Below are 22408 nucleotides of genomic sequence, written 5' to 3'. Positions count from 1 at the left end.
GTTGACTAAATAATTGTCCTGTCTATAGGACAAAACAAAATTTCAACCATAACGTTTGTAAAAGGGAAATACCACAATGACAAAAACACCTCTAACTGAAGCAATTGCATCGGCTGATTCTCAAGGACGCTACCTCAGCAGCACCGAAATTCAAGTTGCTTTTGGTCGCTTCCGCCAAGCTCCTGCTAGCTTACAAGCAGCAAAAGCATTGAGCGCTAATGCTCAACGCTTGACCGAAGGTGCTGCTCAAGCAGTTTATAACAAGTTCCCTTACACCACTCAACAACAAGGCCCTAACTTCGCGTCTGATGCGCGCGGTAAAGGCAAGTGTGTACGTGATATCGGCTACTACTTGCGGATTATCACATACGCTTTAGTTGTTGGTGGCACAGGCCCCTTGGATGATTTCTTGATTTCTGGCTTGGCTGAAATCAACCGGACTTTCGATCTGTCTCCTAGCTGGTACATTGAAGCCCTCAAGTACATCAAAGCTAACCACGGTCTCAGCGGCGACCCAGCTGTTGAAGCAAATTCCTACATCGACTACGTAATCAATACTCTAAGCTAGAGTGTTTCTTTAGCCCGGAGAGGAAATCAGCTCTTATGACAAGTGAGTTCTATGAGTTGTTTACCTCTCCGGGCAGTTTTTTAAGAAAAGCTAGCTGAAAACCCTGGAGAAAGAGGAACGTAGTTCTGTATTTTTTGCTTTAGAACGGGGATGAAAGCTGCTGAGGTAGCACGGTATTTGCTACAAGTTTGGGAAAGTTCACAACCCAGTGCCTCTTTTAAGCTACTGTCAATTGGCACAATATTTTTGTCAGTACAAGATTTAAAAACCTACCCTCGGACTGGGGGAAAGTATACGCCCGAAATAACGTAAGGAGATATCACTACGCCCTTGTGGCAAATGTGGTGAGGCAGCGAGTGCAATCTTCTCTCATCTCTTACGAGACGTTACGTGTTTGCAGAGCGTTCCAAAGGAAAGACGCTGGCGCAACGTTGGCGAGTCAGATACCCTACGGAAAAGCAAGCTACGCGCAGTGTCGGCAGAGAACGGAGGTTTCTCCCCATGAGGGACTGCCAAACTGATAAGGTGAGCCTGGGAACCTACCTGTGAAAACAGGATATTAAGGCAGGTATGTCTTAAAAATCGCCTTACTTGAAAGTAAGGTAAGTGTCAATTTCAAAAAGACTGTTAAAAGACTAGAAAAAATTTTCTAAAAAGTTTTCAGTTTTGCAGTTAAAACTGAGGAGGTTAAAGATGGCAGCTTTGGGACAAGCAGCAAGATTAGGGATTGGAGCGTTTGAAAATTCAGCACCAGTAGAACTACGCCCTGATAGAACAGAAGCCGATGTGGCAGTGGTTATCCGGGCGGCTTACCGTCAGGTTTTGGGTAATGCATATCTACTAGAAGGAGACCGTCTAGAGAGTGCAGAATCACTGTTGCAACAAGGTGCAATCACCGTTAGGGGATTTGTGCTAGCCATTGCTCAATCAGAACTCTATCGGGATAAGTTTTTCTACTCCAACTCCCAAACTCGGTTTATCGAGTTGAATTATAAGCATTTATTGGGGCGTGCCCCAGAAGATGAGTCAGAGATTTCGTACCATGTTGAGCTTTACAACTCACAAGGTTATGAAGCTGAGATTAATTCCTACATTGACTCATTAGAATATCAAGAGAGTTTTGGCGAAAATATTGTGCCCTACTACAGAGGCTTTAAAAGTCAAGTAGGACAGAAAAACGTTGGCTATAGCCGACTGTTCCAACTGTATCGGGGTTATGCCAATAGCGATCGCGCTCAAGGGCAAAAACAAGGACGCCTCACTTGGGAAGTAGCTAAGAATCTAGCTTCACCCATTTACCCAGTCTCTGCTGGAGCCTTAACAGGACTCTCAACAGGTGGTCGCGGCGAAACATACCGGATCAGAGTACTACAAGCAGCTTCCCCAAACTCAGCTGTAGTCCGGCGCGGTACTGCGGAATTGATCGTACCCTACGAGCAACTTTCTAGTAAATTACAGCAGTTGAATCGCAAGGGTAGTAAGGTTATCAGCATTACAGCCGTATAAATAGGGAATTGGAGAATTAAGTGAGGAGTTAGGAGTGAGGAGTTAGAAGTGAGGAGTGAGGAGTTAGAAGTTATGAGTTTTAAATTCCTAACTATATCCCTACCCTTAATTCCTAACTCTTAACTCCTAACTCCTAATTTTTGCAACTACTAATTACAAAAGGAAAATTACCAATGGCTATTACAACAGCAGCTTCCCGTCTGGGAACAGAACCTTTTAGCGATCAGTCTCCTGTGGAATTGCGTCCGAATGCAACCAAAGAAGACATCGAAAGAGTAATTGCTGCCGTCTATCGTCAAGTTTTGGGCAACAACTACATATTGGCATCAGACCGCCTGACAAGTGCTGAATCGATCCTCCGCGATGGCAAAATTACAGTGCAAGAGTTTGTGCGTCAGCTAGCTAAATCGGAACTGTACAAAACCAAGTTTTTCTACGACAACTTCCAAACTCGCGTTATCGAACTGAACTACAAACATTTGTTGGGTCGTGCCCCTTATGATGAGTCTGATGTCGTCTATCACTTGGACTTGTATCAAACCAAGGGATATGAAGCCGACATCGATTCTTATATTGATTCGCCAGAGTATCAATCAAACTTTGGTGAAAATATAGTGCCTTACTATCGCGGCTTTGAAACCCAAACAGGACAAAAAACTGTGGGATTTAGCCGGATATTCCAACTTTATCGCGGCTATGCCAGTAGCGATACCTCCCAACTCAAAGGCAAAGACTCTCGTCTTGCTAGCGAACTAGGCCGGAACAGCGCATCCGTCATTGTTCCTCCCTCTGGTGCTTCTTCAGGCTTTTCATACGTTGCTTCTGAAAAAGGCGTTACCCCCAGCAGCACTTTTGGTGGTGCGGGAACTTTTGGTAAAGAAGGCAGACTTTACCGCATTGAAGTAGCAGGTGTTTTTGGAGCTGGGTATCCCAGCACACGCCGCGTCAATCAAGCGGTGGTTATACCTTATGAAGAACTATCTAGTTACTTCCAGAGAGTGGTAAAACAAGGTGGTAAAATAGCAAGTGTGAAACCCCTTTAGTATCAATAGTCAATAGTCATTAGTCAATAGTCATTATTAAGGGCAAACGACTAATGACAATCTAAAATTGGAAATTAATTTTATGGTTGGAGCAACTAGTAATACGAGTAGTCGCTACTTTCGCTATGAAGTAGTGGGTCTGCGCCAAAGCGAAGAAACTGAAAAAACCAACTATCCGATTCGTTCTAGTGCTACTGTGTTTTTCACAGTACCTGAGAACCGGATGAATCAAGAAATGCAGCGGATTACTCGCTTGGGTGGCAAAATAGTCAGCATTCAGCCATTGAACGCTGAAGCTAAAACAAATAGCGAACAAAGCGATCCTCCTTCTTCATAATGAATTCTAGTCCGCAGAAATTTGAAGATTTATCACCGACAGGTAACTCTGGCGATGGTGAATCTTTAACAGTAGAGCAAGCGATCGCTAACCTTGAGAGTGCAGATTTAGGTCTGCGCTTTTATGCTGCCTGGTGGTTGGGTAGGTTTCGGATCTGTGAAGCAGCTGCGGTTACAGGATTGATTAAAGCGTTAGAAGATGAAGCCGACAGAACACCAGAAGGCGGATATCCTCTGCGACGTAACGCAGCTAGGGCTTTAGGGAAACTAGGCGATCGCCAGGCAGTCTCACCTTTAATTGCGTGTTTAAACTGCTCAGATTTTTATGTCCGGGAAGCGGCGGCACAATCCTTAGAAATGCTGGGCGATCCGGTTTGTATTCCCGCCCTGATTGAATTATTACAAGTAGGTTTGCAGGGAGAGCAGCTAATATCAAAGCAGCCTGATTTATCTCAACCCTACGAGGCCATTTTAGAAGCCTTGGGAACATTGAGGGCGACTGAGTACATCCCTTTGGTAAAACCATTTTTAGAGCATCCAATCGAATTGGTACAATATGCTGCCGCACGAGCAATGTATCAATTAACCCAAGAACCAGTTTATGGAGAACGGTTAGTAAAAGCTCTGGCAGGAGATAAATTGCAATTGCGTCGAGCAGTGTTAGCAGACTTGGGAGCGATTGGCTATCTACCCGCAGCAGATGCGATCGCCGAAACTCTTGCTGAAAATAGTCTAAAGCTAATTTCTCTTAAAGGATTACTAGAACATCAAGTTAAGCACACAGTAACAAGCACTTTGTCAGATGGTGCGATTAAAGTGATAAATTTGATGGACTCGCTATTGTAGTTAATTGTAGTTATAATTTCTCAGGCATTAGTCGTTATTAATACGCTTAAATCAATTGTTTATCGCACATAAACCCCTAACATAATTGCGAGATAAAGGCTAGGGGGTTTATGTCTGATGTCAACTACGGAGGACTTAAGCTACAATTGGCAGATCCCTAATGACTGATGGCAAATTATTATGAATAACAGTGACCTTGCCCAAATATTAATTCGTGCTGTGGAAGAAGCAGACTCCTCGGATCGCTTATTGGACGCAGTTCAGGAGTTAGCGGCAGCTGGTATTGAGGAATCTGTTCCCACTCTGATTGCAGCTTTGGGCTATAACAATCCAGGGGCAGCAGTGGCAGCAGTAGATGGACTAATTGCGATCGGCGAAGTCGCAGTACCGTCACTATTGGAACTAATTGATGACTACAACTACAGTGCGAGAGCCTGGGCTATTCGCGCCTTAGCGGGAATTGGTGATGTCCGGGCGCTGGATACCTTGTTAGAGGCAGCAAAAACTGATTTTTCCTTAAGCGTGCGGCGAGCTGCTGCTAGGGGATTAGGCACTTTGCGCTGGCAGCAACTACCTGCTGAGAAGGTAGAATCTGTTCAGACTCAGGTATTAGAGGCACTATTACTAATTTCTCAAGATCCAGAGTGGATAGTGCGCTATGCAGCAGTGACGAGTTTAGAAACACTAGCGATGTCTGGCGACAACCCGCAAAGCGGCAACGCCATAGCAGTCACTTTACCAGAGCAAGCATCGCGGATTACAAATCAACTTCAGCAAATACTCGATACTGATGCCGATGTGGGAGTTCGCACCCGTGTAAAATTTGCACAGCAAAAAATTCAACAGCAACAACATCAAGAAATGTTTGCACCAAAAAGAAAGCTAGAAGATACTGAAGTGCCTGAAATACCTCATCGTGGTGGTGGCAGACGGTAAATCACCAGACACCAACCGCGCTTGCGGTATGGTGTCAGGTCTCCCAATTCATCGGGGATAGCCTTCAGAACTCCTGGTTTTATTGGTCTTACATTCGCTTCTTTGATGGAGAGTCCTGGTTCCCAAGACCTTAAATTTTTGTAAAACTAACCAGGCGAGAAAGATTGAATTTCTGCCTGGATATTCCCACGAGCAGATGGTTCGGCAAACTCTGACATTAAAGGCGTAAAATAAATACGCGATCGCTGTAAAAATCTTTCTAAAATTTTCTGACGGCCTGTGATATACTCTGCCTCTGCCACCCAGCTATATTCCTGACGAATAGCATGGGCGTATTCTTCATAATCAACTGAGTTAGTAGCCAAAATCGCTAAATCTGCATCAACTAGGACTTGGCTATCATAGTCATTTACCGCAGCTTGGTGGTCTTTAGTGTTCAGGATCAGACGGGTGACACTAGTTATAGTACTTTCTGGAATACCCAAATTACTCAGCAACTCAAAAGCATAGTCTGCACTTCGTTCTTCGTTATCCTTAGCTTCAGCGTCATACACTACATCGTGAAACCAGGCAGCTAGTTGAACAGCAGCTAGGTTGTTGGCATAGCCTTGCAAAATCTCAATTGTGCTGAGGACGCGATCGATGTGTTTGAGTGTATGGTAATAGCGACCAGGGGTAGAATAAGCTTCAACCAAGAGATTAAAGGCTTTCTCAGCCGCTACCTGGTCAACGCCAAAGGGTTGGAGTGTGTGTTGCCAGTTATAAAATAAAATATCCATAAACTTTTCTGTAGGCATAGAGGCAGTATACCCATTCTGAGTATTGGAAAAAATAAGTACATACTGTTAAAACACCAGTAGAAGACTTCCAGCAGCGACAGGTAAAAGTTTTATGTGGGGTTGTGGGTGTTTTCTTTTTCATCAAGATTTGTAATCAGTATTCAACCGGATTTAATCTCAGAAAGTTTGCGGGATATGAGTGGTTCACCACTGTGATATCTGATACAGGGAAGTTATGATCGTGGGCATTAATTTTTTATTGTTCAAATGCCAGCTAAAATCATCCTTACCGTTATTCAAGGACAATTATTAGGACAGCAATATATTTTTGATTGCCGCAGTAGCTGCATAATCGGTAGAAGTTCAGATTGCAATCCTCAGTTACCAGATGATGAGAATCATCGGGGCATCTCGCGCTATCACTGTCTACTAGATATTAATCCTCCTGATATTCGGGTGCGGGACTTTGGTAGTAAAAATGGCACTTACATTAACGGTAAAAATATTGGACAACGCCAACGAAATCAAACGGCTGAAGAAGCTGTAAAATGCAACTTTCCAGAGCATGACTTACGAACAGGCGACGAAATCAATTTAGGTCACACTGTCTTTAAAGTTAGTATAGAAACACATCCAAATGAAGTAAATCTACCAACCTTCATCCCTGATGATGTTACTATCAAAAATAACCCACTACAACAAGTTTATTGCTTAGACATCATCAAATACTTTCTGAATTTGGCTGAGAGTGGCGATCGCAACCTCAAAGCAATTAGCGGTTATAATCTTGTCAAACTTCTCAGCACTAGTGAATTCGGGGAAGTTTATTTAGCACAGCATAATCAGTCTGGCAAGTTCATAGCCTTAAAGGTCATGTTACCAGCAGTGGCGGCGAATGAATTCGCTGTGCAGATGTTTCTCCGGGAGACGGAAAACACCAAGGCTTTGCAACATCCTCATGTAGTGCAACTGATGGATTGTGGCTACTCGGAAATCATCTTCTTTTTTACAATGGAATATTGTGAGGGCGGTACTGTATGGGATTTCATGCAGCAACTGGGTGGGCGATTGTCTGTTGATATTGCTGTACCGATTATTCTCCAGATTTTAGACGCTTTAGAATATGCCCACAATGTTGAACTTCCTTATGTCAAACTGGCTGATGGTAAGTTTGGCAAAGGTAAAGGTATAGTTCATCGCGACCTAAAACCGAGTAATATTTTCCTGACTAATATTGATGGAAAACTGGTGGCTAAAATCGGTGATTATGGCTTATCCAAGGCCTTTGACTTGGCTGGTTTAAGTGGTCAAACTTTGACTGGGACTCAAGCGGGTACTCCCGTTTTTATGCCGCGACAGCAGGTGCTTAACTTTAAATATGCCCAACCGGAGGTAGATGTTTGGGCAGTTGCGGCTTGTCTCTACAATATGCTCACAGGTTGTTTCCCCCGCAACTTCACAGGCGATCCTTTTCTAGCAGTTTTACAGAATAATCCCATACCAATTCGCCAACGAGATGCAACAATTATGCAACCCTTAGCGCAGGTGATTGATTTGGCGTTGGTTGATAAACCAGAAATTCACTTTAAGAGTGCAGCTGAATTTAAGCGAGCATTGTTAAATGCGTTGTCATAGTCGAGTTTATAGCAGTTTTTATCTATTTAATCCACATCTGTCGTCGATTACGAATTCCACATAATGGTGACAGCTAGATGAAAGCGTCAAAATAGAAGACACAGGCTTTGTACAAAAAGCCTTGCCTTGATTAACGGAGTTATTATCAGTGGTATTACAAGTACAAACAAGCACCTACGAAGCTAAAACCCAAGAAATTGCTAAACAACTTCTAGCCGCAACGCAGGAAAATCGTTCGTTTTTTTCTTCCCTGCGAGATCAAATGCGTTGGGATGATAAATTACTAGCTTGGGCAATGAGTAACCCTGGCTTGCGGGTGCAACTATTTCGCTTTATAGATACGTTACCTGCTTTGCACAGTAAATCAGAAATTGCCTCACATTTACAAGAATATTTAGGCGATGAATCTGTAGAATTACCGGCAGCTTTGAAGGGAATGCTAAACTTTGCTAATCCCGACTCGATGCCTGGACAAGTTGCTGCTACAACCGTTGGAACAGCAGTTGAGACACTTGCCCATAAATATATTTCTGGGGAAAATATTAAACAAGTCATCAAAACAGTTGAACGACTGCGAAAAGAGAAAATGGCTTTCACCATCGACTTACTTGGTGAAGCCGTAATTACCGAAGCGGAAGCGCAGTCTTATCTAGAACGCTATCTAGAATTAATGCAACAATTGGTGGAAGCATCAAAGAATTGGACAACGATTCCGGCGATTGATGAGGCTGATGGCGAACCCATCCCGAAAGTTCAGGTTTCTGTGAAATTAACGGCGTTTTATTCCCAATTTGATCCATTAGATGCTAAAGGTAGTGAGGAGCGAGTTAGCGATCGCATTCGCATTCTCTTACGTCGTGCTAAAGAATTAGGCGCAGCTGTACATTTTGATATGGAACAGTATGCCTACAAAGACATAACTCTCAGCATTCTGAAAAAACTGTTACTAGAAGAAGAATTTCGGCAACGCACAGATATTGGCATGACAATTCAGGCATATCTGCGTGATAGCGAACAAGATACCGAAGACCTAATTTCTTGGTTGAAACAGCGTGGTTATCCCCTGACAATTCGCTTAGTGAAAGGCGCATATTGGGATCAAGAAACCATCAAAGCAGCCCAAAAGCATTGGAAACAGCCAGTTTACAACGACAAAGCCGCAACTGATGCTAACTTTGAAACCATAACTCAGTTGTTGTTAGAAAATCATCAATATGTCTATTCTGCCATTGGTAGCCATAATGTGCGATCGCACTCTCGCGCCATTGCCATTGCTGAAAGTTTAAATGTCCCGCGCCGTCGCTTTGAATTGCAAGTCCTCTACGGTATGGGTGATAAAGTTGCCAAGGCGTTAGTTGATAAAGGTTATCGCGTCAGAGTTTACTGTCCCTACGGTGAATTATTACCTGGGATGGCGTATTTAATTCGCCGATTGTTGGAAAATACCGCTAATAGTTCTTTTTTACGGCAAAATCTAGAAAATCGACCGATTGAAGAATTATTAGCGCCGCCGATTGTCAAAGAGGAGAAGAAATCTTTAACTCTTAACTCTCATTTCCTCGGTGCTGCTGATACCGATTACGCTGAGGAAGAGGTGAGAAAGAAGGCGGCGCAAGCTTTCCAAAGCGTTCGTCAACAGTTGGGTAAAACTTATTTACCACTGATTAATGGCGAGTATGTTAACCCACCGGAATTTGTTGATTCTCTCAATCCTTCTAAGTTCAGTGAGGTAATTGGTAAAGTTGGGTTGATTAGCGTTGAACAAGCGGAACAGGCGATCCAAGCTGCGAAAGCGGCGTTTCCTGAATGGAAGAAAACACCAGCTAAACAACGCGCTGATATTTTGCGGAAAGCGGGTGATTTGATGGAACTCCGCCGCGCCGAACTTTCAGTTTGGATAGTTTTGGAAGTTGGGAAACCAGTTAAGGAAGCTGATGGAGAGGTTTCAGAAGCGATAGACTTCTGTCGTTACTACGCTGACGAGATAGAACGGTTAGACAAAGGTGTGAATTACGACATTCCTGGTGAAACTAATCATTATATTTACCAGCCACGGGGGATTGCTGTAGTAATTTCTCCCTGGAATTTCCCGCTAGCGATCGCTTGTGGAATGACAGTTGCAGCTTTGGTTTCGGGCAATTGCACTCTCCTCAAACCTGCGGAAACATCTTCTGTAATTGCAGCGAAACTCGCAGAAATCTTGGTAGACGCTGGTTTTCCCAAAGGTGTCTTTCAATACGTACCTGGGAAGGGTTCGCAAGTCGGCGCTTATTTGGTAAATCATCCAGATACTCATGTGATTGCTTTTACAGGTTCCCAAGAAGTCGGTTGTAGAATTTACGCAGAAGCGGCAACGCTCAAACCCGGACAGAAGCACGTGAAACGAGTGATTGCAGAAATGGGCGGCAAGAATGCCATTATTGTCGATGAAAGTGCTGATTTAGACCAAGCTGTTGTGGGGGTAGTGCAGTCAGCATTTGGTTACAGTGGACAAAAATGTTCTGCCGCCTCTAGGGTGATTGTGCTGCAACCGATTTATGATGCCTTTGTGCAACGATTGGTAGAAGCGACAAAATCCTTGAATATTGGGGAAGCAGAGTTACCGAGTACGCAAGTTGGGCCGGTAATTGATGCTAATGCCCGCGATCGCATCCGCGAGTATATTGAGAAGGGTAAGGCAGAAGCACAATTAGCTTTGGAGTTACCAGCACCCGAACAAGGCTACTTTATCGGCCCAGTCATCTTTAGTGAAGTCTCGCCAAATGCGGTAATTTCCCAGCAAGAAATTTTTGGCCCTGTGCTGGCGGTAATTCGGGTGAAAGATTTCCAGGAAGCGTTAGCAGTCGCCAACGGTACAAATTACGCCTTAACTGGAGGACTTTATTCTAGAACACCTTCCCACATTCAGCAGGCGCAGACAGAATTTGAAGTCGGGAATTTGTACATCAACCGCAATATTACAGGAGCGATCGTTGGACGACAACCCTTTGGTGGATTCAAACTTTCTGGAGTAGGTTCTAAAGCAGGCGGCCCTGATTACTTACTGCAATTTTTAGAACCACGTGCGGTGACAGAAAATATTCAACGTCAAGGTTTTGCACCAATTGAAGGAGCAGATTAAACAAACGTGAATTCCACGGCTCATATAGCGTCCGTCTAATTAGCCCAATCAAAACACCTCTCCCTGATTTTACTGCGTAAAACCCTCCCTCTCCGAGTCCTACGGTGTACACACATCTTGGTAATAAAGCCCCAATCCTGGATTTACCCCCCTTAATCCCCCCGATGTATTGGGGGGAAATATCCAGTTCTTCCCCTTACCAAGGGGGAGTTAGAGGGGGTTAGAAGGACTTGTGTGTACACCGTAGCTCCGACTACGAGAAGGACAGGCTTGCACTTTCGTTCAAAGCAGGGAGAGGTGCATCAAACTCACATTAAACTACAATAAGTATTAACATCAAAGAGAGTTTAATGAGTAATTTAGTTATAAAAGTTGCTGAATTACCTAAAGATTTTCCGGCAATTGAAGCAATTAGAAAATCAGTTTTTCAAGAAGAACAAGGGGTAGATCCCGCTTTAGAATTTGATGGCAAAGATGTAATATCCGATCATCTAATTGCTTATTTAAATGTGGAAGCTGTAGGTACTGCTAGAATCAGATATTTAGATGAAAAAACTGCCAAAATAGAAAGGTTAGCTGTATTTTGTAGAAGAAGGAGAAACATTTGAAGAAGCTAGTATTCTCCATGTGAAAATGAGAAAAAATTTTCATAGTTAAAGTAAAACTATGTAGTATATTTTCACTAATTGTTTAGACAAAAATGTATTTTTATGAGCAATTAACTAAAATATTTAATTAAAATTGACTCTAGCTGGACTATGCGAATTGGCTTGACAAGGTAGTCATCAACACTACCTGGTAGCATGGTAATTTCCTCCTCTAAAGGTTCGCTAAAGGTCATCATTACAATCGGTAAATGTTCCCGATAAGGCTCTTTCCCAAGGATATTCAGCAAACTCAAGATATGAGCATCTTTTACTAACTGCAAATCAAAAAAAACTAAATCTGGTTGGAAGTTTTGTACTTGTTTCAAAAAGTCGTTACTATTATCTATCCACTTGACTTGGTAGCCAATTGTGTGCAGATAATCTTGCAATACTGTTGCTGTGTTTTCCTCTTCTTCTACAAGCAAAATAGTTTTATTTGTGGGAATGACTGAAGAAGAGGACGACGAGGTAAAATTTGCTTCCTCTTCTGTCTCATCTATCTTATCTATCTCATTTGTCTCATCTTCTCCATTTCCCGGATGCTCTAGATTTGGTAGAAACAGAGTGAACTGACTGCCCTTTCCTACAGTTGATGTCACGGTAACATCTCCACCATGTAAACGCGCTAATTTCCGCGTCAAGGCTAAACCCAAACCAGTGCCTTCATACTGCCGATTTAACCGACTGTCAAGCTGTTTAAACGGTTCAAATAGAAATTGAAACTGGCTTGAATCTATACCAATGCCAGTATCTGAAACTGTAAACGTTATCCCTTGTGGAACTTTTTTGACTACCAGCGATACTTCACCTACTGGGGTAAATTTAATGGCATTAGTGAGCAGGTTGAGTAGCATTTGCTTGATGCGCCGCTCATCAGCAATGCAAATATCCTCTTCTAAATCAATTTCACAGGTGAGTTGCAATCCCTTTTCTGAGGCGCGATCGCGCACTGTCCAGATGGCATAATTACATATATCTGCCACTGATAAAGATGATAGTAACAGCTCCTCTTTACCTGCTTCTACCTTAGATAAGTCAAGGATATCGTTAATCACTGCCAGCAGGTGTTCACCACTACTATATATACAACTTACATATTCGTTCTGCTTTTCATTCAGAGAGCCAACTATTTCTTGTTGCAGTAACTGTGACAAACCCATAATCGCATTGAGAGGTGTCCGCAACTCATGGCTCATGGTTGCTAAAAATTCAGTTTTTGCTCGACTGGCAGCTTCTGCTGCTTCTTGAGAGGCACGTAGTTTCAACTCTGTTTGCTTACGTTCAGTAATATCCTCAATCATCGCTAGAAAAAACTCAGGTTTACCATTGCTGCCTGGTATAACAGAAACAGAGATATGAGTCCAAAGTAAATTACCATTTTGATGCTGGCAGCGTCTTTCTATCTCAATGCGATGTCTTTCGACAAGCTGTTTCTGATGTTTGGAGGGTTGTAAACCGTCCTTCGCAGTTCTCTTTAAGTCTGTGCGAATTCCTGACATCAGTTGTTTGTAAAGTTTTAAATCCTCCCTTTCTATGGAAATGTAATCTGTAAAGCACTTGCCGCATAACTCTTCTCGGCTGTATCCTAAAATCTCGCATAGTGCCAGATTAGTATCGACTATCTGTCCTTTCATATCTATCAGGCCAATGCCGATAGAGGAACGCTCAAAAATCGCCCGAAATTGTGCCTCACTCTGTCGCAGTGCTTCCTGTACGACGTTTCGCTCGCTCGCCTCTATAGCCAGTGTCACAAAATCTGCAATTGAGCCAGCAAAACTCTCTTCTTCTAAAGTCCATTGCCGACCTTCGCCTATGTGTTCGTGACAAACTACGCCTACCAAATGACCCTCTAGCCAAATTGGTGCGTCTAGTATAGATGTGATGCCCAAAACTGAAAAATAAGACTCGGATAATTCTTGGGTTCTGGGATCGTTTCTGGCATCATCCGCGGCAATAGTACGCTCCTCTTCTAAAGCCTGGAAATAAGTAGGAAAACTTGTTTTTAAAAGCGAGTTACCAAAGGTATGCTCCTTAGTCCTGACATCATATAAATTGATGCATTCAATTTTTGAACGTTCTTCATTATATAACCATACCCCAACTCGCTCGACTAACAGCGTCTGAGCAGCAGTTTCTGTAATTTCTTTCAACACCGCATTGAGATTACCTTGCTGAAATGTCTTGCTTCTTGCCAGTTGCACCAACGTCTGGCTTTGTTTTCGCCGACTATTTTCTCTGATTCGTAAAGCCTCTTGGGCCTGGTTGTGCTCTGTAATATCTCTAGCTGACACCACCTGCATTAGTTGCCCTCAAGAAGAAATAATTTGGACTTGCAGTTCTACGGAAAAAGTAGAACTGTCTTTGTATAACTACAATTACTTGATATGGTTTTTCATAACCGGAAAGTATAATTTTTCTAATCAAATTTTATAATTCTAGCTAATTAGTTATAAGCTAGATTTTGCTGATTAATTCTGTTACTTCATCCGATTAATTTTTGCCAGGGGATAATTAACATTTAAAGTAATTTCACTATTAAGTAATTCTACTATCAAGTAGTATAAGTAGTATAGTATTTTTAATCTGAAACTGGGGAGTGGTAAAGATTCTTTTCAATACCCAATCTTCAATAGAATTTTGTGCTGAATACTGACTAGCAAAATACTCTTGATTCTCCTAGAGAAAGATACCTAATGGCTCAAATTCTGCCAAACTTAAGGTAATGGCAGCTTTTACGGAGGTGGAGCGATGACAGATAGTGATGTAAGAATTGTTTCCCTGATTCCCGGTGGAACAGAGATTTTAGCGACACTGGGGTTGGTTAATGCTATTGTGGGGCGATCGCACGAATGCGATTACCCTCCAGAAATCCTCAATCGCCCCATTTGTACCCAAGCACGTTTAAACAGTGATGCCTCCAGCAGCCAAATTAACGATGAAGTGAACAAGTTATTGCAATCTGCTCTGAGTATTTATGAAATCAAAACAGATGTTTTAGAGCAGTTGCAGCCTACTCACATTCTCACTCAAGACCAGTGCGATGTTTGTGCTGTCAGCTTACACGAAGTGGAAAAGGCAGTTGCGACACTGATTGACAGTAAACCTCAAATTATTTCTTTACAACCCAATGTTCTCCAGGATGTTTGGGCAGACATTGAGCGAGTCGGCAACATCTTTGGCGTAGACTCAGTAAAAGTCTTAGAAAATTTAGAAGCTCGCGTCAAAATTTGTCAGCAAAGAATCCAAGGACTTTCTTTAGATGAACTGCCTACTGTTGCCTGTATTGAGTGGACCGATCCTTTAATGGTCGCCGCTAATTGGATTCCTGAATTAGTTAACTTAGCAGGAGGACACTCTCTATTTTGTACTACAGGTCAGCCTTCTCCGGTCTTGCCGTGGGAAACACTATTAACAACTAATCCAGATATAATTGTTTTCATGCCTTGTGGCTTTGATTTAAATCGTACTCGCCAAGAAGCCAATTTATTAACTCAACGCCCAGAATGGGAAAAACTACACGCTACCAAAGCTGGTAGGGTCTACATCACTGATGGCAATTCTTACTTTAATCGTCCAGGGCCGCGACTGGTAGATTCTCTAGAAATTTTGGCAGAAATTTTACATCCAGAAATTTTTCAATACGGCTACAAAGGAACTGGTTGGGAACTTTTGTAAATAAAAATTCAGAATTCAGGAGTCAGACAGTAAGAATTCGAGTCCGATGGTTACTAAGCTTGTCGTGCCACTTTGTGGAAGCAAGCTACGTGCAGCGTCTCGTAGAGAAGTATTGGTGATATTGGTTTAAAACTTTGCCGGGTTCCAGTACCCTACGAAGAATAATTCTGATTCCTGGATTCTGAATACTGAATTCTTCAAGGTGTTTCCTCAGAATCTGGCGATGCTTCATTGTTAAATAACAGCAGACGTACAGCAAGAATGGCAAATCCGACAGCCGCGATCGCTTTTAACACACGTGTAGGTAATAATTCGGCTACTGCACCCCCTGCTAACGATCCCAACAGGCTTGTCAACAGCAATGCACCTGCTGCACCAAAAAACACTGCACGTGGAGAATTAGAACGTCCTGAAAGTGCGATCGCCGCTAGCTGACTTTTGTCACCCAATTCTGATAAAAAAACCGTAATAAAGCTCAGTCCTAAAAGATGCCAATCCATATTATTAAGGGGGAAGGGGGCAGGGGGAGAATAACTAATGTCTAATGACTAGTAAATACATCCCAAAAGAGCATTAGGGAAATTACTAACAACATCACGCCTGCTGATTTTTCTACAGTTTTTGGGCTGAGTCGGGTGGCTATCCAACTACCTAAAAGCACGCCTAATAAACTGGTGGTTATTAGCGCCGCCGCAGATCCGATAAATACCACCCACGGCGAATGAGATTGTGCGCTCATTAAGAGAGTGGATAGCTGAGTTTTATCTCCAATTTCTGCTAGAAAAATGGTTATAAAAGTCGTACCAAAAACTACCAACGTTGATTGCTGCTTTTGAGGACTATCGGCAATTACAGGCTGAACTGACGGAGCGATCGCAGGAGTTAGGTTAAAATCATTGGTGTCTTTCAGTTCTAGCTCGATCTCAGTCTGAGATATGCCAGAAATCTCCAAAGGTACAGAGTCAAGTTTCACAAGCAATAGTTTTGTTACGAGGTTGTTTTCATATTTCTATCATATTCTCAGATTGTTGTAATAAATTGCAACTCCAGATACTAAAATGAACAATGGGAGCGTCACAGCCCAACAGCTTTATTGAAGCGTAGTATTTCCAGACTGCGATCGCCATAAACTCCTTCTATTTGCTGGCGACAGCAGTCAATAGCAAAATCGTTGACTTCTTCTGGTTCAACCCCATACATATCTTGAAACACTTCTGATTCCACACGGCAGAAGCGGGGACGATTGGCGTAGATGCGACATTCTCGCGTGGTATGGTCGAAATTAATGCACCATCCTCCTTCGCCTACCATACTGAGGTAGAGTTCTAGTTCTGGTGGAGAGAGGTACTCTTCCAAGTCTGGACGCTCTGCTGGATCGAGATTACAGCAGGCTCCACATTGCTTTACACATTGCCAAGTTGACATTTTTAATTAGGGAGTGGGGAATAGGGTGAGCAGGGGAGGCGGGGGAGGCAGGGGAAGCAGGGGGAGCAGGGGAGCAGAGAAAAGTTGCAGTAGGTTATTTTTCCCCTCTGCCCCTCTGCCTCTCTGCCTCTCTGCCCCTCTGCCTCTTGTGCCCAATGCCCAATGCCCCTATTTTACGTTTTTATGTCTTTTCTTATAATTTTGTTAAGTAAATTAAATCTAACAGGCCATAGCCAGATATGATCAATTGCGGGTTTTGTAATTAAGTTATTGAATTTTTTAAGGCAATTGAGAGGAGAAAAGGAAAAATGTTTGACTCTTTGTTTAACGCTTTTACCAGTATCAATTGGGAAGTTATTTTCCAATTGCTATCCGTGGCTCTAATTGTGATTGCTGGTCCAGCAGTAATCTTTTTGCTGGCATTTCGCAACGGCAACCTATAAAATTTATGAGTGCTGATTGAGAGTTAAGAGTGAGGAGTGAAAAATTAAATATTATTCTCAACTCATACTCATCACTCATAAATCAGCACTTACAGGGTCATAGTCACAAGTGATAAGTTAATTAAGAACTCCAAACTGCTAACTTATAACTCCTAACGATTAACTGATAACGCCTGAAAGGCAGCTTGGATAATACTGTCATACTGTGGCTCAGAGATATCAACTTCTTTAGCATTTTGACGATTAGTGCCTAGTAAACCGATTATATGTCCTGGCTGTATGGCTAAGACTTTGCCTTCAGTATTTTTAATTCTTAATTCTGCTTCAATACCGTTTTTATAGAAACCACAAGTATACTGTCGCTGATTGTATTCAAAAGTGGTGCTTGACGGACTTGGTGACGAAGCAAAAAATTGTTGAAGCTGAATTGGCAGTCTGACTCCTATTAATTCTAGCTCGATGGTGGTGTTACCATTAAAGTAATTTTCTCGGAGTTTGTAAGCGATATCCACTCGCGGTGGTAAGCGGAAATAGTCACCCCAACGCCAGGCGATCGCTTTGATTTTATACTCCTGATTATCAACAGTTTGGGCAACTGTCAGTTTAATGTGACCCTTGCCAACGATTTTTTGCTCAACCACTTGAACATTAGGTGTCCAGAAAACTGGATCGGGGTTATCCATACCGCAGGGATGTAGAGCATTAAGCTGTTGATAAAGCTGCTGATTGAGATGATTGAGGTTGACTTCAGCATCGATTTTGAGCAGAGGTTTGAGATGCTGTGGTTCAAGACACTGGTTAGCAAACTCAATCAAACGCGATCGCAACATCTGTAAATTTTCTGCTGGTAGAGAGAATCCCCCGGCTGCTTTGTGTCCGCCAAATTTTCCTAGTAAATCGTGACAATATTCCAAAGCTTCAAACACATGAAACTCTGGAATTGAGCGTGCAGAACCGCGTATATGTCCCTCATCCTCATAAGTACCGATAAACACGGGAACGCCGTAGCGTTCCACCAAGCGGGAGGCGACAATGCCAATAACGCCATGATGCCAATTGGGTTGAACAACAATTAATACACGATCTTGCTGTAGAGATGCAACAAATTCTGTCTCCACATAAGCGATCGCTTCTTGTTCAATTTGCTGACACATCTCCTGGCGAGAAGCGTTGACTTGTTCGCACTGCATTGCTCTTTCCAGCGCCACCCCCATATCATCTGTAATCAGCAATTCAATCACAGTCTGGGGATTACCAATCCGGCCAATAGCATTAATTCGCGGCCCTAACCGAAACCCGATATCTTCAGGCTTTAGCGATTTTGGATTTTGGATTTTGGATTTTGGATTAGGAATTTTCTCCTCTGCTCTCCTGCTCCCCTGCTCCCCTGCTCCCTCATCTCCCCTCGCCTGCACGCCACCTACCTGAATTAACGCTTGGATTCCAGGTAAGTGGGATTTGGGTAAATGTTGTAAACCGCGTTTTACCCAGCGACGATTTACACCAGTTAAGGGGGCTAAATCTGCGATCGTTCCCAGCGTAAATAGTGCTAGCATCGGCTGGATCAAGCCCTTAGTCTCCCCTAGCTGTTGTGCTAGAGACACTGCCAAGATATAGGCAACACCAACACCAGCAACACCCCGATAAGGTGAGGATTCAGCTATTAGTTTGGGGTTGAGGATAGCGTTAGCTGGTGGTAATTTTTGGGGGATATCGTGGTGATCGGTGATAATCACTGCAACCCCAAGTTCTCTAGCTCTCGCAACTGGTTCAAACGCAGAGATGCCATTATCGACAGTGAGAATTAATCCCACACCCTCGTTGTGGAATTCTTCAACTATGCGTTTATTGATACCATAACCTTCGTGCATCCGGCTGGGGATAGCATAATCTACTTGTGCGCCTAAAGTGCGGAGACTGCGTAAAAGTAGAGCAGTGCTGGTCATCCCATCAGCATCATAATCACCACAAATAGCAATTTTTGTTTGAGAAGCGATCGCATTTTGCAACAATTCCAAACTAATCGCCAAATCTGGAAAATCTTCTAACGGCGAAGGCAAAACTAAGGACTCTGGATTTAAAAATGCTTGTACCTGTTCTGGTGTTTCCATACCCCGATTAATCAACAACTGGCTGACAATGGGTGAAATGTTTGTCAAAAGCGCCAGTTGTTGGGCAAATTCTGGTTTTTGTGGATAAATTTGCCAGCGCTGGTCGGGTAAGCGTCGGTGAGGCTTTGAGAGTTCAGATACAGCTCGGTCTAGCACAATAAAAGTTAGGAGTTAGGAGTAGAGACGCGATTAATCGCCTCTGTACAAGAGTTAGAAGTAGAGACGCGATAATCGCGTCTGTTTTTAATTCAAAATTGTTTCTTAACTCATAACTAATAACATTAATTTGCTATCTAAAACACGTTTATCCTACCATCATCCATAATATATAACGAGCGATCGCCAGGAGAGCGCCAAGTCGGACGAAGTTCCAGCCGCAATGTGCCAAAGTTGGGTTTTGAGATAATTGCTTGTAGTGATAAACCCTTTTCGCTCCAAAATATCAGAGATGTATTTGGCTCAGTACCCTCTATTTCGTCTAAATTTAATTTCTGTCCCGGACTCAAGGATATTGCATCAGTCCCAGAGGGTTTTTGGATTTTTATTAGGTTCGGTGTGCTATTTATAACTTCAACCCGGATGTATTGCCCAGGTGTAAACTGAATTGGGTGCGATCCACACTTAGAGGCACAAGTTCTAGCTAAAGTAGCACTGGGATTATTGATTGATGTAACTAAAATACTAGCTGCAACTAAAGCAAATGACAGAGGTTTAAACATAATACACAGTATAAGTACTTGATTAAAATATTACTTTATTTAGTGATTTCAAGCCTCAGTGTATTTTCCAGAATTACTTTGCTAATTCTCAGTTCTTAAATTACTAATTATTTTTTATAAACATCTCCTCTCGCACCAATGGCGTAAATTTCGATGTCTTTAGAATCAATATCGACTGTAAAAATAATTCTGTTATAGGACTAGTATTTGATTTCTGAAAAAACTCCGTACATCTGAAGAGACATTATGGCTATTAGTAGAAATATCGATGTTGAAGAGTTGTTGCAACTTTACGCGTCAGGGGAAAGAGATTTCTCCTTCATTAACATTGAGGGGTCTGATGAATTGTATCGAGCCAATTTGAGCGGAATCAATTTAAGTAACTCGTCCGTTGGCGAGATTTTTATGGAGGGGAGCAATCTGAGTGGAGCTAACCTCAAAGGCGCTCAGTTGGGACAAACCTGTTTGCGAAACACCAACTTGCGAGGGGCTGATCTGACTAGTGCTGATCTCAGATACGCTAACCTTGATGGTGCTGATTTGACCGATGCCAAGTTAACTAACGCTTGTCTGCGAAACGTTGTCATGCGGGGTGCAAATTTGACTGATGCTGACTTGACTGGTGCTGAGATTGAGTTTATTCAGGAGATGGTTAAAGATTCTATTTTTTGTAGAACCATCATGCCAGATGGCAGTATTTACAATGGAACTATTTAAATAAATTATTAGTTTATTCATCGTTATTAAGACTCAAAGCCTCTCTCCTTGTAGGAGAGAGGTTTGGAGAGAGGAGAAAAACCGCTATAGCTTTCCCCTTCCCCTCTGATATTTCTTTAACCGAAACGTCCACTGATATAGTCTTCAGCTTCTTTAGTTTGAGGAGAACTGAACATTTGGGCTGTCGGATTAAACTCAACTAATTTTCCGCGACGTTTACCATGCTCGTCAATTTCTGTATTGAAGAAAGCTGTGTAATCTGCGACTCTAGAAGCTTGCTGCATATTGTGAGTCACCATAATGATGGTGTATTGCTCTTTAAGTTCTAAGCAAAGTTCTTCTACTTGGCGGCTAGAAATTGGGTCGAGAGCAGAACATGGTTCATCCATCAATAATACATCTGGCTTCATGGCGATCGCACGAGCAATACAAAGCCGTTGCTGTTGTCCGCCAGATAATGCAGTACCCTTCTCTTTGAGTTTGTCTTTGACTTCATCCCAAATAGCAGCGCGTCTGAGGGAATCTTCCACCAATTCATCGATGTTACCTTTGTAACCGTTAGCCCGCGGCCCAAAGGAAATATTTTCGTATATTGACTTGGGGAAAGGATTTGGTCTTTGAAAAACCATTCCCACTTGGCGGCGTAATTTTACAGAATTTATCTTAGGATCGTAAATATTGCGATCGCGATAATTCAGTCTACCCTCAACTCTAGCTCCAGGGATTAAATCATTCATCCGATTGAAGCAACGTAGTAAGGTACTTTTACCACATCCTGAAGGCCCAATAAAAGCAATAATTTGTTTTTCAGGAATCTTTAGATATACATCTAAAAGTGCCAGAAATCCTCCATACAACACCTTTACACCTTCAACATTGAAGACGCTCTTATCTTGGTCAATTGTGGCACTATCTGATTTACTTCTACTATTGCTATAAGTCATTTGGTTGAACTCCAATATCTGTGAATCTATCCAAATTAGATATTTAATTACCTAATTTATTGAGAAGCGTTGGCGAATATAAATTGCAACACCATTTAAAGCTAAAATCAAGATTAACAACGCAATAATTGTGGCTGCTGCTGCACTAGCAAAACCCGGTTCAGGACGAGTTATATAACTGTAAATTTGAATGGGTAATGCCATAAACCTCTGAAACAAACCAGGGTTAAAGGTGAGAAAACCCACAGCACCGACAACAATTAGAGAAGCTGCATCACCTATAGCGCGGGATACAGAGATAATCACCCCCGTCAGAATACCGGGAACAGCATAAGGTATGACATGATTGCTAATAGTTCGCCATTTTGTGACACCTAATCCGTAAGAAGCATTTCTCAGGGAATCTGGGACAGAGCGAATTGCTTCTCTAGCCGTCACAATAATTACTGGTAAAGACAACAAAGATAAAGTCAATGCACCGGAAATCAAAGCGGGCCCAAACCCAAGCAGATAATTGAAAACCCCTAAACCCAGCAATCCATAGACAATAGAAGGTACACCCGCCAGATTACTGATATTAATCTCAATAATCGCTGTCCACCAAGCTTTAGGTGCATACTCTTCTAGATATAAAGCTGCTCCGACACCAATGGGAACAGTAACTAAAATCACAACCAATCCTAAAAGAATGCTGCTGATAATTGCAGGACGGATACCACCTTGGTCAGGAAAACGAGAAGGAGTTTCCGTGAGAAAGCCGGGTGATAAAAATCTGGCTAATCCGTCTTTCAAAATATCAAAAAGTAGCAACGCTAGGATAAATAAACCAATCAGCAATCCTAACAAAAAAAGTACTTCAAAGACTTTCCCCAATGTCTCTCTACTTTCAACATTATCGGTAAATTCTGCCGCAGAATTTAGAGAATCATCTTGTTGATAACTTGTAGCCATATTTAT

The 22408-nt window shown here is 42.5% G+C and carries 21 protein-coding genes; 12 read left to right on the top strand and 9 right to left on the bottom strand.

Annotated elements, in window-relative coordinates; all coding sequences use genetic code 11:
• Window positions 1-76: 76 nt before the first annotated feature.
• From cpcA to V7K45_RS07255, 6 genes are all read left to right on the top strand, one after another.
• Window positions 77-568, top strand: coding sequence for a phycocyanin subunit alpha (gene cpcA / locus V7K45_RS07280; RefSeq protein WP_335001843.1), 492 nt, complete (start codon window positions 77-79; stop codon window positions 566-568).
• Between the two features lie 693 nt (window positions 569-1261).
• Window positions 1262-2074, top strand: a complete 813-nt coding sequence (locus tag V7K45_RS07275) for a phycobilisome linker polypeptide (protein ID WP_335001841.1) — start codon at window positions 1262-1264, stop codon at window positions 2072-2074.
• Between the two features lie 173 nt (window positions 2075-2247).
• Window positions 2248-3117, top strand: coding sequence for a phycobilisome linker polypeptide (locus V7K45_RS07270; RefSeq protein WP_335001839.1), 870 nt, complete (start codon window positions 2248-2250; stop codon window positions 3115-3117).
• Window positions 3118-3199: 82 nt separating this feature from the next.
• Window positions 3200-3454 carry a phycobilisome linker polypeptide gene (locus tag V7K45_RS07265; RefSeq protein WP_335001837.1) on the top strand — a complete coding sequence of 85 codons (255 nt, stop codon included), beginning with the start codon at window positions 3200-3202 and terminating at the stop codon, window positions 3452-3454.
• A complete protein-coding gene (locus V7K45_RS07260) occupies window positions 3454-4299 on the top strand; it encodes a HEAT repeat domain-containing protein (RefSeq protein WP_335001835.1) in 846 nt (281 codons plus the stop codon). Before V7K45_RS07265 ends, V7K45_RS07260 begins: the two co-directional genes overlap by 1 nt.
• Window positions 4300-4479: 180 nt before the next feature.
• Window positions 4480-5235, top strand: a complete 756-nt coding sequence (locus V7K45_RS07255) for a HEAT repeat domain-containing protein (protein WP_335001833.1) — start codon at window positions 4480-4482, stop codon at window positions 5233-5235.
• A 146-nt stretch (window positions 5236-5381) separates the two neighbouring features.
• Here V7K45_RS07255 and V7K45_RS07250 read toward each other — a convergent pair whose 3' ends face one another.
• On the bottom strand, window positions 5382-6032 hold the full coding sequence (locus V7K45_RS07250) for an HD domain-containing protein (RefSeq protein WP_335001831.1): 651 nt from the start codon (window positions 6030-6032) through the stop codon (window positions 5382-5384).
• Between the two features lie 249 nt (window positions 6033-6281).
• Here V7K45_RS07250 and V7K45_RS07245 point away from each other — a divergent pair, with 249 nt between their 5' ends.
• The 3 genes from V7K45_RS07245 to V7K45_RS07235 all read left to right on the top strand — a co-directional run bounded on the left by V7K45_RS07245 (window position 6282) and on the right by V7K45_RS07235 (window position 11378).
• On the top strand, window positions 6282-7649 hold the full coding sequence (locus V7K45_RS07245) for a protein kinase domain-containing protein (RefSeq protein ID WP_335001829.1): 1368 nt from the start codon (window positions 6282-6284) through the stop codon (window positions 7647-7649).
• Between the two features lie 148 nt (window positions 7650-7797).
• A complete protein-coding gene (gene pruA, locus V7K45_RS07240; protein WP_335001827.1) occupies window positions 7798-10770 on the top strand; it encodes an L-glutamate gamma-semialdehyde dehydrogenase in 2973 nt (990 codons plus the stop codon).
• A gap of 350 nt (window positions 10771-11120) precedes the next feature.
• A complete protein-coding gene (locus tag V7K45_RS07235) occupies window positions 11121-11378 on the top strand; it encodes a GNAT family N-acetyltransferase (RefSeq protein WP_442941969.1) in 258 nt (85 codons plus the stop codon).
• A gap of 110 nt (window positions 11379-11488) precedes the next feature.
• Here V7K45_RS07235 and V7K45_RS07230 read toward each other — a convergent pair whose 3' ends face one another.
• Window positions 11489-13717: a hybrid sensor histidine kinase/response regulator gene (locus V7K45_RS07230; protein WP_335001826.1), complete on the bottom strand. Its 2229-nt coding sequence runs from the start codon at window positions 13715-13717 to the stop codon at window positions 11489-11491.
• 448 nt (window positions 13718-14165) lie between these two features.
• Between V7K45_RS07230 and V7K45_RS07225 the strand changes: the two genes are divergently transcribed.
• A complete protein-coding gene (locus V7K45_RS07225) occupies window positions 14166-15092 on the top strand; it encodes a cobalamin-binding protein (protein WP_335001823.1) in 927 nt (308 codons plus the stop codon).
• Window positions 15093-15289: 197 nt separating this feature from the next.
• Here the strand turns inward: V7K45_RS07225 and V7K45_RS07220 are convergent, their stop codons facing one another.
• From V7K45_RS07220 to V7K45_RS07210, 3 genes are all read right to left on the bottom strand, one after another.
• Window positions 15290-15592 (bottom strand): TMEM165/GDT1 family protein, encoded by a 303-nt coding sequence (locus V7K45_RS07220; protein ID WP_335001821.1) that lies wholly within the window; start codon window positions 15590-15592, stop codon window positions 15290-15292.
• A gap of 41 nt (window positions 15593-15633) precedes the next feature.
• On the bottom strand, window positions 15634-16065 hold the full coding sequence (locus tag V7K45_RS07215) for a TMEM165/GDT1 family protein (RefSeq protein WP_335001819.1): 432 nt from the start codon (window positions 16063-16065) through the stop codon (window positions 15634-15636).
• Window positions 16066-16166: 101 nt separating this feature from the next.
• Entirely contained in the window at window positions 16167-16517 is a 351-nt protein-coding gene (locus V7K45_RS07210) for a YkgJ family cysteine cluster protein (RefSeq protein ID WP_335001817.1), read from the bottom strand.
• 308 nt (window positions 16518-16825) lie between these two features.
• On the opposite strand from V7K45_RS07210, the gene psb30 reads away from it, so the two are divergent.
• Complete coding sequence (gene psb30, locus V7K45_RS07205; RefSeq protein ID WP_335001815.1) at window positions 16826-16960, top strand: photosystem II reaction center protein Ycf12/Psb30; 135 nt, start codon at window positions 16826-16828, stop codon at window positions 16958-16960.
• A 152-nt stretch (window positions 16961-17112) separates the two neighbouring features.
• On the opposite strand, the gene V7K45_RS07200 is transcribed toward psb30, so the two are convergent.
• On the bottom strand, window positions 17113-19227 hold the full coding sequence (locus V7K45_RS07200; RefSeq protein WP_335001813.1) for a single-stranded-DNA-specific exonuclease RecJ: 2115 nt from the start codon (window positions 19225-19227) through the stop codon (window positions 17113-17115).
• A gap of 137 nt (window positions 19228-19364) precedes the next feature.
• Window positions 19365-19790, bottom strand: coding sequence for a hypothetical protein (locus V7K45_RS07195; RefSeq protein ID WP_335001811.1), 426 nt, complete (start codon window positions 19788-19790; stop codon window positions 19365-19367).
• A gap of 246 nt (window positions 19791-20036) precedes the next feature.
• Between V7K45_RS07195 and V7K45_RS07190 the strand changes: the two genes are divergently transcribed.
• Window positions 20037-20507 carry a pentapeptide repeat-containing protein gene (locus V7K45_RS07190; protein WP_335001809.1) on the top strand — a complete coding sequence of 157 codons (471 nt, stop codon included), beginning with the start codon at window positions 20037-20039 and terminating at the stop codon, window positions 20505-20507.
• A 116-nt stretch (window positions 20508-20623) separates the two neighbouring features.
• On the opposite strand, the gene pstB is transcribed toward V7K45_RS07190, so the two are convergent.
• Together pstB and pstA are read right to left on the bottom strand one after the other, a co-directional pair.
• Complete coding sequence (pstB, locus tag V7K45_RS07185; protein WP_335001807.1) at window positions 20624-21451, bottom strand: phosphate ABC transporter ATP-binding protein PstB; 828 nt, start codon at window positions 21449-21451, stop codon at window positions 20624-20626.
• Window positions 21452-21502: 51 nt separating this feature from the next.
• A complete protein-coding gene (gene pstA, locus V7K45_RS07180) occupies window positions 21503-22402 on the bottom strand; it encodes a phosphate ABC transporter permease PstA (protein WP_335001805.1) in 900 nt (299 codons plus the stop codon).
• Window positions 22403-22408 lie beyond the last annotated feature (6 nt).

This window comes from Nostoc sp. (genome assembly GCF_036917375.1).
Classification (GTDB): domain Bacteria; phylum Cyanobacteriota; class Cyanobacteriia; order Cyanobacteriales; family Nostocaceae; genus Nostoc.
Note: the sequence above shows the minus strand (reverse complement) of the source record. Positions and strands in the feature narration are given on the sequence as shown.